At 36.1% G+C, this 16,897-nt stretch carries 12 protein-coding genes; 8 read left to right on the top strand and 4 right to left on the bottom strand.

Annotation, left to right across the window (positions count from 1 at the left end; genetic code table 11):
* Window positions 1-163 precede the first annotated feature (163 nt).
* Genes F3D3_RS08835 through aroF form a run of 3 tightly spaced genes read left to right on the top strand, consistent with a single transcriptional unit; the run spans window position 164 to window position 3,277 of the window.
* Complete coding sequence (locus tag F3D3_RS08835; protein WP_069873113.1) at window positions 164-1,921, top strand: ABC transporter ATP-binding protein; 1,758 nt, start codon at window positions 164-166, stop codon at window positions 1,919-1,921.
* A 46-nt stretch (window positions 1,922-1,967) separates the two neighbouring features.
* Complete coding sequence (locus tag F3D3_RS08830; protein WP_069873111.1) at window positions 1,968-2,477, top strand: DUF2179 domain-containing protein; 510 nt, start codon at window positions 1,968-1,970, stop codon at window positions 2,475-2,477.
* A 29-nt stretch (window positions 2,478-2,506) separates the two neighbouring features.
* A complete protein-coding gene (gene aroF / locus F3D3_RS08825) occupies window positions 2,507-3,277 on the top strand; it encodes a 3-deoxy-7-phosphoheptulonate synthase (RefSeq protein WP_069873109.1) in 771 nt (256 codons plus the stop codon).
* A gap of 103 nt (window positions 3,278-3,380) precedes the next feature.
* Here aroF and hflC read toward each other — a convergent pair whose 3' ends face one another.
* Together hflC and hflK are read right to left on the bottom strand one after the other, a co-directional pair.
* On the bottom strand, window positions 3,381-4,421 hold the full coding sequence (gene hflC, locus F3D3_RS08820; RefSeq protein WP_069873107.1) for a protease modulator HflC: 1,041 nt from the start codon (window positions 4,419-4,421) through the stop codon (window positions 3,381-3,383).
* 1 nt (window position 4,422) lies between these two features.
* Entirely contained in the window at window positions 4,423-5,358 is a 936-nt protein-coding gene (gene hflK / locus F3D3_RS08815; RefSeq protein WP_069873105.1) for an FtsH protease activity modulator HflK, read from the bottom strand.
* A gap of 267 nt (window positions 5,359-5,625) precedes the next feature.
* On the opposite strand from hflK, the gene F3D3_RS08810 reads away from it, so the two are divergent.
* The 4 genes from F3D3_RS08810 to F3D3_RS08795 are packed head-to-tail and all read left to right on the top strand — an operon-like array spanning window position 5,626 to window position 10,795.
* Window positions 5,626-6,456, top strand: coding sequence for a YihY/virulence factor BrkB family protein (locus tag F3D3_RS08810; protein WP_069873103.1), 831 nt, complete (start codon window positions 5,626-5,628; stop codon window positions 6,454-6,456).
* Between the two features lie 16 nt (window positions 6,457-6,472).
* Window positions 6,473-7,177 carry an ABC transporter ATP-binding protein gene (locus tag F3D3_RS08805; RefSeq protein WP_069873101.1) on the top strand — a complete coding sequence of 235 codons (705 nt, stop codon included), beginning with the start codon at window positions 6,473-6,475 and terminating at the stop codon, window positions 7,175-7,177.
* On the top strand, window positions 7,177-9,534 hold the full coding sequence (locus tag F3D3_RS08800; protein ID WP_069873100.1) for an ABC transporter permease: 2,358 nt from the start codon (window positions 7,177-7,179) through the stop codon (window positions 9,532-9,534). The genes F3D3_RS08805 and F3D3_RS08800 overlap by 1 nt, the downstream gene beginning before the upstream one ends.
* A gap of 16 nt (window positions 9,535-9,550) precedes the next feature.
* On the top strand, window positions 9,551-10,795 hold the full coding sequence (locus F3D3_RS08795; RefSeq protein ID WP_069873098.1) for an efflux RND transporter periplasmic adaptor subunit: 1,245 nt from the start codon (window positions 9,551-9,553) through the stop codon (window positions 10,793-10,795).
* Between the two features lie 139 nt (window positions 10,796-10,934).
* Here F3D3_RS08795 and F3D3_RS08790 read toward each other — a convergent pair whose 3' ends face one another.
* Entirely contained in the window at window positions 10,935-11,195 is a 261-nt protein-coding gene (locus F3D3_RS08790; RefSeq protein ID WP_069873096.1) for a hypothetical protein, read from the bottom strand.
* Between the two features lie 51 nt (window positions 11,196-11,246).
* Window positions 11,247-11,849, bottom strand: a complete 603-nt coding sequence (locus F3D3_RS08785) for a hypothetical protein (protein WP_069873094.1) — start codon at window positions 11,847-11,849, stop codon at window positions 11,247-11,249.
* A gap of 134 nt (window positions 11,850-11,983) precedes the next feature.
* Here F3D3_RS08785 and F3D3_RS08780 point away from each other — a divergent pair, with 134 nt between their 5' ends.
* Window positions 11,984-16,876, top strand: a complete 4,893-nt coding sequence (locus F3D3_RS08780) for a hypothetical protein (protein WP_069873092.1) — start codon at window positions 11,984-11,986, stop codon at window positions 16,874-16,876.
* Window positions 16,877-16,897 lie beyond the last annotated feature (21 nt).

The following is a 16,897-nucleotide window of genomic DNA, read 5'->3' as shown; positions in this document are numbered from 1 at the left end:
CGTTTTCAAATAATAAAAAACCTATTGAGACTCTAACTCTATTTAGAATTGTCATCATAATGTAATGTAAAATGAAAACCATTCCTTTATAATAGAATTCGTGGCAGATATATTTCAAATTTCTTTCTTTCACTATACCACATTTCCGAAAGGGGTTGAAAGCATGATTCGTAATTTTATTAAGTATTACAAACCGCATCGGTTTCTTTTTGCACTCGATTTGATTATCGCATTTCTCATGACGATCGTGGATCTCATCTTTCCAATGTTTTCTCGTGCTGTTATCAATGATTTTATACCGAATCAAGATATGAAAAGTATCCTTATTTTTTCCATGATTATAGTAATCCTATATATTCTAAAAATTGGTGGAGATTACTTTGTGGGCTACTATGGACATGTTGTCGGTTCTAGAATTGAATTTGATATGAGACGCGATTTATTTAAACATCTTCAGACTTTAGAATTTTCTTTTTTTGATAATAATAAAACGGGACAACTTATGAATAGACTCACTGGAGATTTAAACGAAGTAACCGAACTGGCCCATCATGGACCAGAAGACTTATTTATATCATTAGTAATGCTCATTGGTAGTTTTATAGTATTGATTCAAATCCATTTTGGACTTACAATGATTGTTTTTTCTTTTGTGCTCATGACGGTGTTGTTCTCAATTTTAATGAGAAAATCTATGATGAAAACCTTTAGAAGTGTAAGACAAAAGACGGCGGATATCAATGCGCAACTAGAGAGTAGTCTGTCGGGGATAAGACTTTCAAAATCTTTTGCAAACGAAGCCTTTGAGATCGAAAAGTTTCATAAAACCAATTACGCACATTTGAATTCTAGGCAAGATGCTTTTAAAGCAATAGGGGCTTATACAGCGGGCAATCAATTCTTTTTAAACATGATGAGTTTATCGTCAATGGTTGTAGGGGGCATATTTGTGTTCAAAGGGTTTATCAATTATGGAGATTTGGTGGCGTTTCTGCTTTATATAGCCTTCTTTACAAAACCGATAAGGGCGTTGATACAGTTGACCCAGCAATTTCAATCTGGAATGGCAGGATTTGAGCGGTTTACTGAAATCATGAATGTATCACCTGGGATCATAGACTCTGAAGAGGCGTGTGCACTTGAAGCGGTGAAGGGCAAAATTTCACTGGAGGACGTGAGTTTTAAATATGAAGATAACAGTGAGGCTGTTCTAAATCACTTTAACCTAGAGATTGAAGTGGGCAAAACGATTGCGTTAGTGGGCCCATCAGGCGTTGGGAAAACCACTGTATCCATGCTTATCCCACGATTCTATGATGTGACAGAAGGTCGCATTTCCATAGATGATCAAGACATAAGGTCAATTACGCTAAAATCATTGAGAGAAAATATAGGTGTTGTTCAACAAGATGTTTTCATGTTCTATGGGACAATCAAAGATAACATTTCATATGGCAAGCCAGATGCTACTTTTGAAGAGATTACCGAGGCGGCAATAAAAGCCAATATTCATGAATTTGTTATGAGCTTAGATGAGGACTATGACACAATGGTAGGCGAGAGAGGTGTGAAGCTCTCTGGTGGACAAAAACAAAGAATTGCCATTGCGCGTGTTTTTCTTAAAAATCCACCGATTTTAGTCCTTGATGAAGCCACATCAGCACTTGATAATGAAAATGAACTTGCCATTCAAAATTCCATCGAAATCTTGGCAAAAGACAGAACGACCATTATCATAGCACATCGATTATCTACCATTAAAAACGCGGATGAAATTTTAGTAATGGCAGAAACAGGAATCGCAGAAAGAGGGAGCCACAATGAGCTCATTCAAAGTGATGGTTTATATGCAAGACTTTACAAAGCACAATTTAAAGGTTATATACCAGATGAAATTTCAAATGCTTTTACAAATGCATAATAAGTTGATAAACTGTTTTTAGACAAACAAAATGAGGAGTGTTCATATGATTTATATCGCAATTGTACTTGCAAAAATTGTTGAAGTATCCATGGCAACGGTGAGAATTGTACTGATTACAAAAGGCGAACGGAAAATTGGAGCGTTCATTGGTTTTTTTGAAGTTTCACTTTGGTTAGTTCTAGTGAGTACTGTTTTAACCAATATCATGGCGGATCCTTTAAAGATTGTGGCTTATGCGCTTGGCTTTGCCTTAGGCAATTATATTGGCAGTATGGTTGAAGAACAAATTGGAATTGGTTCGGCTGAGGTGCAAGCCATCGTTAAGTCGGAACATGGTCCAGTATTAGCCGCTACTTTGCGAGATCAAGGATTTGCAGTTACAGTGATGCATGGTGAAGGCAAAAGCCATTCACGAGATATATTACTCATGTATATTTCTCGTAAAAAGGTGAGAAAATGCGTAGCCTTAATCAAGGAAACCCAAGAGAATTCGGTGATCACAGTGTCTGATAAAAAGCCGATCTACGGTGGATTTGGCATGCTTAGAAAATAAATCTTACTGGGTTAAGAAAGGAATGCTTCATGAGATTGTTAAGAAAAGAGCGTACTGTGACAGTATCTGATTTTACATTTGGCTTAGGGACGCCAATCGTTATTGCAGGGCCTTGTTCTGTGGAAAGTCGTGAACAAATTATCGAAATTGCTAAAGCAGTGAAACAAGCAGGTGCCCAAATGCTTCGTGGTGGTGTATTTAAACCGAGAACGAATCCTTATGATTTTCAGGGATTAGGGCTTAAAGGCTTGGATTACTTATTAGAGGCAAAGGCGCTTACGGGTTTACCTATCGTTACGGAATTAATGGATGAGCGCTATTTAGATATTTTTGTAGAGCAGGTTGATCTGATTCAAATTGGTTCAAGAAATATGTACAATTACGCTTTACTTAGAGCTGTTGGAGAAACGAAAAAGCCTATTTTACTAAAAAGAGGCATGAGTGCAACGATTAAAGAATGGATTATGGCTGCTGAACATATTTTAAAAGCGGGGAATGATCAGATTATTCTCTGCGAAAGAGGGATTAGAACCTTTGAAACGTATACAAGAAACACATTGGATTTAGCAGCGGTGCCCATTATGAAGCGTGAAACGGGATTGCCTGTAATTGTGGACCCGAGTCATGGTACGGGTAGAAGAGATTTAATTGAAATTATGAGTAAAACGGCGATCGCATCTGGTGCAGATGGTCTGCTGATTGAAGCGCATATAAATCCTGATGAAGCGGTCTCGGATAAAGAGCAGACTATAGATATCGGGTTGCTCGAGAAGATTATAAGGGCTTGTAATACCTATTAAATTAAGACAAAAAAATTAAATTAAGACAAAAAAATGAAACTGATCCAATGGGTCAGTTTCATTTTTCATATTATATCTCATTTCGGCTGATCCTAAGTTATGATCAGTTGTTTTTAAAATACTTGAGGTATTCGTTATCACTATTGAGATAGATCACTGAATTCTCATCAATGGTCTTCTCATAAGAGATGAGCGTTCTCCAATACTCGTAGAAAACAGGATCTTTACTGAAGCCTACAGCATAAACTTCCAGAGCCGTTGCATCGGCCTCACCACGAATCTTTTCGGACTCTTCAATAGCAGAAGCTTTGATTTCAGCAACGTTACGATCTGTATCTGCAACTGTATTTTGATATAGTTCCAGACCTTCAGATCTGATTTGTTGAGCAATGGCTTCACGTTCAGCAATCATCTTTTTATAAGTGGACTCAATATTGGAAATTGGCAATATTGTTCTGTATACATCCATATCTTTGATAAAGATGCCTTGACTTGCGAGTTTGCTATTGAGGTCAGTAATGGCTACGTCAAGGACCTCGTTCAAAGCATCTTTATCCGTTAAGAACTCTAGGCTTGTGAGGCTGTTGACTTTTTCAATGACAACAGCATACGCCACTTCGTCAATTTTTTGATTGGCGCCATTGACAGTGCCAAGTGCGGATCTAAAGAGACCAGGATGTGTAATTTCCCATTGTGCATACATATTGATTTGGTATTTGATTTTATCTTTTGTATTAATTTGAGCTGAATTTGAAATATAAGTTAATAACTTGCTCGTATCCTTTTCTACAGTTGTAATGAAAGGTACTTTAAAATGAAGCCCTTTTTGATTCACTATTTTTACATTTTTAAAGCGTGAATCCAAATCATTTTGGAGTTGAGCATTTGTATTACCAGCATCGACGACAATCGTTTTTATGTCTCCAAATTCTCTAACGGTTGCAAGTTCATTTTCTTTGACGATGTAGAAACAATTTGAGAGTAGGGAAATTGCAATAATGAAAAGGATGATAAAACCTACAAATCGCATGTTTTTCTTAATTTGGTTTTTCATGTCTTGGCTATTTTGCTGAAATTTTTGTTCGAATTTTTTTCGGTCGTCATTCATAGATTCTTGTTTGGGTTCGCCTTGATGGATATCCATATCAGTTGCCTCCTTTCGTTTCAAGAGGTAAGAATTTTAAAACATTGTCATCATTGAGGTCAACAATGTATTTTTCCTTGACATTGCTTAAGATGGTTTCCATTGTTTCAATGTAAAGACGTGTTTTAGTGATTTCTTGAGAAACTTTGTATTTTTCATAAACTTGACTAAAATTTTCAACATCGCCTTTTGCTTGAGCTATTTTTTCTGCTTTATAAGCTTCAGCTTCTTGGATAAGCTGATAAGCGTCTGCTCTTGCTTTAGGCAATTTTTCATTTGAATACTTCTCAGCTTGACTTTTGTTAGAATCTTTTTCATTACTTGCAATGTTGACATCATCATAGGCAGGTTGAACATCTTCTGGTAGTAAAACGTCAGTGAGTTTAACCGCAGAAATACTGATGCCAAGACCATAGTTGTTAAGCTTTCGTGTCATATCTGGTAAAATTTCACTTGAAATGCTGTCTTTGTTGATTAAAGCATTATCAAGATCTTGGTTTTGAACGTTACGTCTTAGAGCGCTTTCAAATGCCAAACGGATGGTGCCCTCTTGGTCATCCACATTGTAATAATACGCCGCAGGATCCGTTATTCTGTACTGAATAATAGCACCGACGTTCACCAAGTAAGACCCTTTTGTGAGTACAATCGCTTCGTTTTCATTATCTTGATACGTTGCAGCGGTGGAAGTTGTTGGACCACTTACAGGCAAATAGCCATACTGTAAACTGATCACCTCGTTAGTGTTGTAACTGTGAATCGTATCGATAAATGGAATTTTAAAATGTAATCCGGCTTCTGTTTCAACCTTTGCAAGTTTACCCAACCGCTCAACAACAGCTTCTTCAGCATTGTCAAGCAAATAGTAGCTGTTAAGTAAAGTCAATACAACGATCAATAGAATTGGGATTAAAAAAATGAATTTTGCTGATTTCATGTTTTTCCTCCTTATAAATTGGCTTACTAAGTCTTCAACACATGTATTATAGACCGTTAAAATCTAAGAAAAAGTTGAATTAATAATGCCTATACACTAATGATACCCTGTGAGTAGCTAAAATACAACTTAACTTTTCATTAAAAGCGCAAAGTAATTCGTATAGAGGGTATTAAAAAAGTATTATCAATTTATTAAAAAGGATGGGATAAAATTGATAATTGAACGCGTGTGGGGTACAATTTAAAATAAGGGAGGAAACCTATTATGCGAATGACTAAGGAAAGATTCTTATATTATGCAGAGGAAATGAGTATACGGTATAGAAAACATCATATTACAGCATTTTGTGCTCAAATGGCTTATTTTTTTATGCTTTCAATATTTCCCTTGGTCATATTTATTTTTACGATTATCTCTAAGTTGAATATCAACTATAATGATGCCCTTTATGCCTTGCAGCAGTTTTTACCCAATGATATCAGTGTCCTGATCACTGATTTCATAAAGCAGTCTATAGAAATGAAGGGCAATGCGCTCTTGTCGATTTCGGGTTTGATGACGCTCTATTCGGCTTCAAGGGCAGTCAACGCTTTACAGCGGGCGCTGAATTCATCTCTTGATATTGTCGAAACACGCAGCTTTCTTATCACTAAATTTTATGGCATGTTCTATACCCTGATGTTTACGCTTATTATTGTTTTATCTTTGATAATTCCAACGATAAGCGGAAAAACAATTCTTTTTATAAGCCAAATTTTCAAATTTAACATCAATCTAGAGTTTTTAAGATCAATAGGCTTTTTTAGGAATTTATTGCTTATGGGTATTTATATGCTCGTGTTTGGATCAATCTACATGTTTTTACCCAGTCAAAAGATGAGCTTTAAGGAAACTTATAAAGGGGCTGTTTTTGCAATCGTTGGCACCATAGTCGCAAATTTAATTTTCTCAGAAGTGGTTGCTAAATTAACGAATTATTCTATTCTTTACGGGTCATTATCAGCGGTGATTGCCTTTATGGTGTGGCTCTATATTTGGGGCATTATCATTATTATGGGCGCTGAAATCAATGCTATTATAAAAGAAAATGTATAAACAAGGGGGGTTGACTATGGAAGCCGTGCTCGTTGCGAAAAACTTGAGTAAGACCTATCAAATGGGTGAAGTCACTGTAAAGGCACTGAGAAGTGTGAATTTTGAGATTTATGATGGTGAATTCGTCGTGGTTTTGGGCCCGAGTGGTAGTGGTAAAAGTACAATGCTCAATATGATAGGGGGCATGGACCAAGCTACAGAGGGCGAAATATTCTTTAGAGGTAAAGCGCTTCACAATGCAACAGATAAAGTGCTGACGCAATATAGACGCAATGCGATTGGCTTTGTATTTCAATTTTACAATCTCATTCCGAATTTGACTGCATTTGAAAATGTGAAATTATCCGTTGAGCTCAGTAAAGAGCCTCTTGATATCGATATGGTATTAAATGAAGTCGACTTGTTGGATCGTTCAGATCATTTTCCATCGCAACTGTCTGGGGGACAGCAACAACGTGTGGCGATTGCCAGAGCCATCGCTAAAAATCCAGACATACTTCTATGTGATGAACCCACTGGTGCGCTGGATTTTTCAACAGGGTTATCGGTGTTGAATCTGCTTAAAAAATTTAATAAAACCTATAAAAAAACAGTGGTCATTATTACGCATAATGCTGGAATTGGTAAAATTGGCGATCGTGTATTCTATATTAAAGACGGTCAAATCGAAAAAGTCGTCGTCAACGAAAAACCACTTTCACCAGAGGAGGTGACTTGGTAATGCTCATACGCAAGATGGTAAGAGATATGCTCGAAAACAAGCTTGCTTATGTGGCCTGTATCGTTGTTATGGCTATGGGTCTTATGACGTATTCTTCCATGTCAATTGTTATGGAAAATTTGCTCAATGCTAAAGAGAGTTTCTATAGTCAATATCGCATGGCCGATGCATTTGCTCAAGTACAATCGTATCCTCAGAGTCAATTGAGGGCGTTTGAGCAGATACCAGGTGTTTTAAAAGCGGATGGCGTCATTAAGCAAGATTTGAGAGTTAAAGTGGCAGATGAAATTCAAAGCGTTTATTTACGCGTTAATTCTTATGATATCAACGAATCAGATCGTTTGAATGATGTTTACTTAAGTGATGGTTACGCTTTGACAGAAGAGGATTTTCTCATCTGGATCGGTCAAAAATTTTATGAGGCAAATGCGCTTGAAATCAATGACAAGCTGGATCTCATCATCAGTGGCAAGCTGTATACATTCACAGTGGCAGGCGTTGTACAAAGCCCTGAGTATGTTTATGTCACGCGAAATCAAGCCGATTTTTATCCCGACCCCAAGACTTTTGACATAGCATATGTTTCAGAAGATCTACTTGAAAAGTTGCTTTCGAAGACGGGGCAGGTGAATTATATCAGCTTTGATCTTGAAGAAGGCACCCTATATGATGATGTGAAGCCTGTTCTTGAATCTAAACTGAAGCGTCATGGTTTAATCAGTCTTTACGAACTCAAAAATCAAACGAGCAATTTTATGCTTTCAAGTGAATTGGATCAGCTGGTCAGCTCAGCCCAAAGCATGCCCATCCTTTTTTTGAGCATCTCAAGTTTTATACTTTATATAATGCTCAAGAGACTTACAGAGATGCAGAGAGGACAGATCGGTATTCTCAAGGCGATGGGCTATAGCAACTTTCAAATCATGTTTCACTATTTGGGTTATGCCACAACTATTGGTGCTCTAGGAGGTATCGCGGGAGGGCTATTAGGCACTCAACTTTCCATATCTTTTACAGAAATGTACAAAACCTTTTTTACTTTTCCAACTTTAAAAAATGAATATACTTATAAATATGCAGCTTATGGGATGCTCATATCACTTGTTTTTAGTACTTTTGCAGGCATACAGGGTTCCAAGAAAATATTGAAGTTGACCCCATCAATGGCCATGAGCGCTGAATCGCCAAAATCGGTTAAACGAAGTCATATAGAACATATTAAAATCATCTGGGAGAGTTTAACCATGCAAGGGCGTATGGCTGTTAGAAATATCAGCCGGAGTAAAGGGCGAAGCGCTTTTACCGTATTAGGTCTTATATTTGCCTTTAGCATACTGGTTGTGGCATGGTCGTATAATGATCTTGTAGATACGATGATGTTTGATCAATTTAATGAAGTGCAGTTGTATGAGATGAAAGTGAGTTTTTTAAATGTACAGCCAGCAGATCAAATGATTAATCAACTTTATAATATCGATGGTGTTGAATATGCGGAGCCTTTGATTGAACTGCCCGTACAGATCAAGAATGGCCCATACGAAAAAACGACCGTGATTATCGGATTATCTGAAGAGACTCAGCTCTACAAAGTTTTAGATAATGATAAAAACGAGGTCGATTTGAGCCAAGAGGGCCTTTATTTATCTGAAAATCTAGCCTCTCAGTTACATGTGAAAATAGGGCATATTTTAAGAATTGAAAGTCCAATATCAGAGGATTATATATTAATGGAGATGGTGGGGATTATTCCACAGTATATCGGTTCAAATGGCTATGCCAACATTGCCTATTTAGAGGCAAAAACAGGACTCAATAATCTTGCAACGACGGCTTATCTTAATATTGATGAGGCCAAGCAGGACTCTATTAGAAAAGAACTCGACAAATCACCTTATGTTGGTGTCGTAGAAATTCAAGCCCAAACATTAAAAAAATTTATGGATTTGATGGACAGCTATGGTTTTATGAACTATATAATGGCTATTATTTCTGTTATTGTTGGCTTTGCGATTGTTTATAATTCCAGTGTGATCTCACTTTCAGAAAGACAGAGAGAACTTGCTTCTCTAAGAGTGCTCGGTATGAGTGTAGATGAAGTTTTACAAATTGTGTCCTTTGAGCAATGGCTATTGGGATTTGTATCAGTGTTGATCGGCATTCCTGTGTCATATGCGATGATGCAAGGCATGGCCGCTTCATATCAGACGGATGTCTATTCATTTCCACCTATTATTGGGGATAATGCTTTTGTCCTTTCAGTATTTGGGACAATGCTGTTTATATTTTTATCTCAAATAAATGTCAAACGAAAGATCAAAAAACTTGATATTGTTGAAGTGCTTAAAGAAAGAGAATAATATGCGGGAGGCTATCATGAAGAAGTCGGTTAGAAATATAATTATTGGGGTTATAATGGTTGTGAGTATTGTCAGTATTGTTTATTCAAAAGTTAAACCGCTTGAAGTGGATGTATTCAAAGTTGAAGCGAAAGATTTATATGATTATGTTGAAGAAACGGGTAAAGTTGTCTCTGAAAATGAAGTTATAATCACACCTAAAACGACGGCACAAGTCATTGCGCTTTACAAAAAAAACGGCGATGAAGTGAAAAAAGGGGATCTCATCTTAAAATTAGATTCCGAGAGTATTGTGAAACAAATGGATACGATATCCGCTCAAATGAAAGCCTATGATGAAGAAAAAAACAGTTCGCTTTCTCTCCTTAAAAACCAAATCAATAGCCAATCTATTCAAGTTGGCGAAACTAAAGCACAAAGAGATTTTGCAAAGCATATATACGATCAAATGACGGCACTTTATGAACAAGGTTCTTTAAGTGAAAATGATTGGAAAACGAGTAAGCAAACTTATGAAACAGCAGAATCGACATATAAGCAGATGGCGAGCAACTTAAACAATTTAAATGCTCAATACAAAAATACAACGAATTCAACTGGAACACTAAATGCATTGCAATCGCAATATGATACGCTTGAGATCCAAGTTAATGATTGTAATGTAGTTGCCAGTTCGGATGGACTCTTAACAGAGTTTGATGCAAAATTGGGCGAATTTGTGTCGCAACAAGCGCCCGTAGGTAAAATTATTGATCCCTCTAATTACAGTATTGAAACCTATGTTTTAACGGACGACATTTCTAATTTGAAACTTGAAGATGAAGTCGTGCTCATTCTCAAAGAAAATGGCATTGAAAACGAGTTTAGAGGACAAATTAAATTTATTGCAAAATCTGCAGAAGAAAAAATATCATCACTTGGATTAATAGAGCAGAGAATCAAAGTGCTGATTCAATCTGAAGAACTCACAAAAAACGTCAAATCAGGATATGAAGTGAAAGTGAAGTTTATCTCTGAATTTAAAAAAGCGGCACTTTCAATTCCCAAAACGTCTATTTTCAAGATAGAAGATGCTTCATATGTATATGCAATAAGAGAGGGCAGAGCGATACAACTTAAAATTGAGACTGGTGTAGATAGTGATTCGGAGATCGCTGTGGAGTCAGGGATTAATCCAGATGAAGTGATCATAAAAAATTATAAATTAGAGGGGCTGATGCCAGATAAAAAGGTGATTATCAGCAAAAATTCTAAGCAGTAGTATGAATCTAAAATGGAGTATCACGATACAAAATTGTTTATCAAGAAGAATTAAAACATCAAAATGGAAACTTTAGAAAATGGGGCTGTTGCAAATCTAAAAATTTAGACGCGCAATAGCCCTTTTTCTGCAAATATCGCTATTTTTTTTTCAAAACAAGGTAGATACGCCCCACTAGAAGAATCAGTAGGAGTGTCATAATGCTGTAGTGTAGCATAGGTGTCAATTGGTACGAAATCGTTAATGATGCCAAAATTGAGAAAGCGATTAAAGCGACGATGACATGAACGACTTTCTCTCCTGTTGTCACTTTAAACCCATTTGCTTTATCTGCTTCATATTTTGCTTGATTAAGACGTTCTTTGATGGCGAACATGTCAAATGACGTTTTTTTACCCATAATTATCCCCTTTTTTTATCGTGTTTATCTTCTCGGTTTATTATACTAAATTTAACCGTGATAATCTATGATTTGACCTTCATGTTCATCATTTTTCCCGATTCCTAATAACTTATAATTGATTTTGATCAATTGATCCACAAAACCGTTTGGCATGTATAGAAAATTCAGTGAAGAGACATCGGAACAAAATATTTCTATAAAGCGGCTGCGATCAAAATGAACGATATCGTCATTTGCATAAATGCCAACATACGTGAGTTCTTTTTCGTAGTCGTGGAGATGGGCGTTAACCAAAAAATGAAAATGTGTCCCGTGGATTGCATCCATTTCTTTTGAATCTTTTAAGAGTTGATTGATTGCTTTTACGAGGTCCTGTCCACCCAGCAAAACTTCTTGTTTATGTAATTTGTAGTATTGTTTGGCGAAATTCTGATCTGAAAATCGCTGATAAGAAGCCTTTAAGTTGTGCATTTTTTCATAAAAATAATCAATGAGAACACTTTCATTGTTGGAACTTTTATGCGGAGTGTTATGTGCTTCTGCCTTTGGTCTAAGCATAGTGATACTGGTGGGTTTATAGGTGGATTTAATTTTACTGACAGAAAGATTTTTAGGATTATAAACTTGATTGACTTTTAAGATTCTAGCCATGAGAGATCACCTCCTCTACCAGTAATATCGGCATCGTGAAGGCATTTCTTTAGAGTCTAGACTTTAACTCTCAATTGTAATGCTAGGCATAATATGGGATAATAGAATTAATACGGACCTTGTGGGGGAATGATATGATTAATAAAATGGAGCAATTTATTGAAGAAATTGAAAAAGAAATATTAAATCGATCTTTTTTAAAAAAATACAATTTTGAAAGAAAACTCATTGATGAATTTTTATTGGGAGATCACTTTAATCAAATGGTCCATGAAATCATCGAAAATGAACAGTTTCATTCCAAAACAGTGTTTGAAATGCTGGAACCCTTAATCGAGCGCTCTTTTTATGGCACGCCACCAGAGCATTGGCTCAACTATTTTTACAACTATGCACTTAATTATTCATTCCCAGATGCAGTTACAATCAAATTGACCGCATCTTATAATAGAATTGCTGAATTGTACTTACGTGTTTTGAAAGTTGTGAGTCAATATCAGAAAAAATCAAATGATGGTACTTGGCAAAGCAGATACGCGATTGAACTGTTAACGGATGAAGAAGTGATAGATCTTGAAGAGTCAAAAGAGTTTTTAACTTTTAGAAAATATTTTAACAATGAATATGTATATGAGATGATGAAACTCAATCAAGAAGTGATTGGCTATACGACTCTGGATCATATTTGTGGCGTACACCATTTGGCGATGAGAATAGCACGTCAACTCAAATATGCAGGATTTCCAATTGACTTAGGACGAGTCTCAGGTGCTGCGGCAGGTCACGATATTGGAAAATTTGGCTGTAAACCCGAAGAAATGAAGCGTGTTGCTTATTTCCACTACTTTTATACAGGTGAGTGGTTTGAAAAAAGAGATATTGTATACATCAGAAATGTGGCCATCAATCATTCCACTTGGGACCTAGAATTGGAAGCCCTTCCAATTGAATCGCTCATTTTGATCTATAGTGATTTCAGAGTAAAAGCGGAACGCGTTAATGGGAAATCCGTGATGATGTATTTTAATTTGAAAGAATCCTTTGATGTCATTTTGGATAAGCTGGATAATGTGGATGCGACTAAGGAAAATCGATATCGAAAAGTGTACCGTAAACTGCTTGATTTCGAACATTTTTTAGTAGATTTGGGCATTCAAGTAGATCCCGATATAGATCAATTGTTAAAACCAGGTTGCGTCAATAAGCGTAAATATTTTTCATTGATGCAGGGGAAGGAAATTACTGAAAGTGTCATTCATTCCTCTATTGAACACAACATTAATCTGCTTTATCGTCTTAGGGATGAGGCTTCTCTTAACAAACTGCTAGAGCCCGTTCGAAACAGTCGAGATATGACAAGTTTAAGAGGGTATATTTCTATATTGGAAGAATATTACAATTATTTAACTCAGAAACAAAAACAAATTATGATCAACTTTTTATATGAAAAATTGATTTTGCCAGAAGAGGATATTAGAAAACAATGTGCCGAACTTATGGGGACTATAATTGCTTCATACGATGAAGAAATTAGAAAAGAAGTGCCACCAAGCATTACTTTTGTGGAAACAGAAGTGGATACAGTTCGGTTATTTGATATTTTTGTTGAACGATTTCTTTTGCCTGAAAATCAAATTATTGATAGACATAAAAAATATATCAGTTACAGCCTTAGGGATATGATTGATTCTTATTTTAGACACTTAAAAGTACAGGTCAGTCGAGAAAAAAGTATTGCCTTAATTGTGCAGTATTTTAAGGCTTTTGAGAAGGATGAGAAAATTAGATTTTACCTTATCAAAGCGGCGAGAATATTGCCTTTCAAAGAGTTTGATGAATTGCAGAAGGCCACTGTCTTAAAATTTGTTTCAAGACTGTTGATCAATGAAGATTTAAAATTGAGACTGAGGGCCTTTAATCTGATCTATACACTTATACCTTATGCAGACCTAGATTTGCTTAAAACCTGTGGCGTCTTTAAAATTTTTGAAAAACCGATTAAGACAATGGATAATCCCGCAGAGAATTATGCTCGGTTAAAGCTTGGAGAACATTTAAAACTGGAAGTAGCGATGATAGACCATTTGAAGGCGATTTGTTTAAGTGATCTACAGTATACTTCAAATATTTTTTTAAGTAATTTAAAATCGGCAACGCTTGATGTCGCAAAAAGATTTCAAATTGAATTGCTCATAAGAAACACATTGCTTTATGATTATGATAATTGCTTTTATATGGCAATGCATCTTTGTAATTTACTCAAAGTTAGTGCACTTGAATCGGTGAGGAATACAGCGGGTAGAATGTTGCTTGAGTTGATTTCGCATCTTAACTATGAACAAAAAAATGATATCGCAATAGAACTGATCAGAGCACTTGAGATGGAAAGTTATGAATTTACCAAGTATATTCCGCCGTATTTAGGAAAGCTTTTACTGCATATAAAACCTAAAGAGTTAGATGAAATTTTGGAGAGTTTTGAAAGGAAGATGAGCACGTCGAATGCGGGGTTAATCTCTCTGATTGAAAAAACCGTTGGCGTAGCAATAACCAAATATGCAGATTACAGATATGCCTTTAAAGAGGAATCAGAGGGACATCATAAACGTGTCCTCAGAATGTATGGCATCCTCTTTACTGGATTTGTTCATTCTTCGAGTCACGTTAATCAAATGGCTTTCAGTGTCATCGCTAAAGATATTTTTCAGGATGAATTTTTGAGTCTTAGAAAAAGAGAATTTCTCTATAAATTGATTATCAAAAAGATCATGTCGCTCATGGTCAACACAGATGAAGATTTGGATTTAATATTTTTCAACAATTCGGCTTGTTTAAAGTATATTTATCAGTTCGTTTCAGAGTTTCAACATGAATATGGAGATCTTGAACTCAAACCCAACAGAAAAATAGCTTTCTTTCCAGGCGCATTTGATCCCTTCACATTAAGCCATAAGCAAATTGCAATGGATATCAAGGCGAAAGGATTTGAGGTTTTGCTTTATGTGGATGAGTTTTCTTGGTCAAAACGGACGCAGCCAAATTTGATCCGAAGAAATATTATCAAAAAATCTGTCGCAAGTGAAATAGACATATATCCATTTCCGAGAGATATTTCTATTAATATTGCCAATAATGAAGACCTCGGTAAATTGGTGTCACTCTTCCCAGATTCCGAAATATATTTAGTGGTGGGCAGTGATGTGGTCATGAATGCATCTGCTTATAGCAATGGCAAAGTGAATAAAATATTTGAAATACCGCATGTGGTTTACGAACGTGGCGGAATGGAACTGCCACCAGAAGAAATAGATCACCTCAATGAAAAAATTAAAAAATTGCATCCGAATACGGTGAGAGTAATTTTACCTAAAGAGTATGAAAGTATCAGTTCAACACTCATTAGAGATTATATTGATGAAAAGAGAGATATTTCATCATTGATTGATCCACTTGCACAAAATTATATTTATGAAAAGGGTTTATACCAGAGAGAACCCATGTATAAGAGTGTCATGACGACGAAATCTTTAGTGCTTGAGCTCATAGAAGAACCCAATTTGATGGTCATCGAGTCACTGGCGAACATATCAGGCGTTGAATTTCCTGAAGCCTATCAAAAGTTAAAAGAAATTTCAGGTATGCTCAATTTTAGAATGCTCATTTTGAGAAGTTTAGAAAAAAATAATGAAATTGTGGCTTATTCTTTATTTCACTGGCTTAGAGCGACGAATATTCACAACGAATTTGAAGACCCTGCAATTATTAAGTACATTAGAGATGAATCTGTAGGGCGTATTATCGTAATCGATAGTATTGTAAAGAAGAAGAATTGTGAACTCAAGAACCTTGAGCAAATAATGTTGACTGAAACACTTGCAAATGCATTGTCTAGAGATTACACGTACTGTGTCTACAAGGAATCTATCAGGCATCAAATCAGTAGGGATGTTTCTGATATTCTTGCAAATCAAGGGTTTATCAACGTTTCATCATCTAAAACAAACGAATTGGTCTATGCGGTCGATATGTCTTCACCTTGTACGGTCAATTTGGATATTCACTCCATGTTTAAAGAACCATATAAGCATATTCCAGAAGTCATACAAGTGATGAATAAGACGAGGTTGAGACTTCAAAAGGCGTTTACGGAACTCTATCCTGGAAATCTTGTTCTCAACTTTGATAGGGCCATGATCTATGAGACTTTGATTAAAAAAGTGTGTGATGAGAACAATATGCCGACCACACCGCTTGTGCCAAAGCAAGTAGGCGAAGCAATGTGCGTTCCTTTTGGCGCTATTTTTAAACGATGGATTTTACCGAATACAGTGACCAAAACGTTGCATGCAGAAAAATATTTTTCGACAGATTTAACAGAGCATCTGATTATGGAATACCCTTTTTACCTTGATATTGCCAATCAAATAAAAATGATCAAATCCTTTAACAGACCTGTCATTTTGGTGGATGATTTGCTCAACAAAGGGTATCGGCTTAAAGCGCTTCAGCCACACTTTAAAGCACAAAAGGTAGACATACAGAAGTTTATTGTAGGCATTATGTCCGGGAGTGGTAAAGAAGTCGCAGAGCGGATGAATATTAATGTGGATGCAGCTTATTTTATTCCTAAAATTAAAGTATGGTTTTACGAGAGTAAGCTCTACCCTTTTATAGATGGAGATGCGATTTGGAGGGGGAGTATTCCCGAAAGTAATTTGATCAATTCGGTTAACCTTATATTACCCTATTCATCAGCCAATTACATTGTTGGTGCTTCAAAGGCTTCAATTTATAATCTTTCAGAAGTGGCATTGCTCAATTCTATTGATATTATGAGTGCGGTAGAACTTGCATATGAACGCCAAAATGATCGTTTGTTGACGATTGATCGTTTAGGAGAGGTGCTTAACACGCCAAGATATCCTGACAAGGGCAAGCATATTTTTTATTCTAATAATATTAGGCCATCAGAATATTTAAAGGATGATTTGGAGCAACTTAGAAAACTTAAATCGTTTTATCTGTAATAGAAAACAAAATTAGGAGTG

The organism is Fusibacter sp. 3D3 (assembly GCF_001748365.1).
In the GTDB taxonomy this organism is placed as follows: Bacteria; Bacillota; Clostridia; order Peptostreptococcales; family Acidaminobacteraceae; genus Fusibacter_A.
Note: the sequence above shows the minus strand (reverse complement) of the source record. Positions and strands in the feature narration are given on the sequence as shown.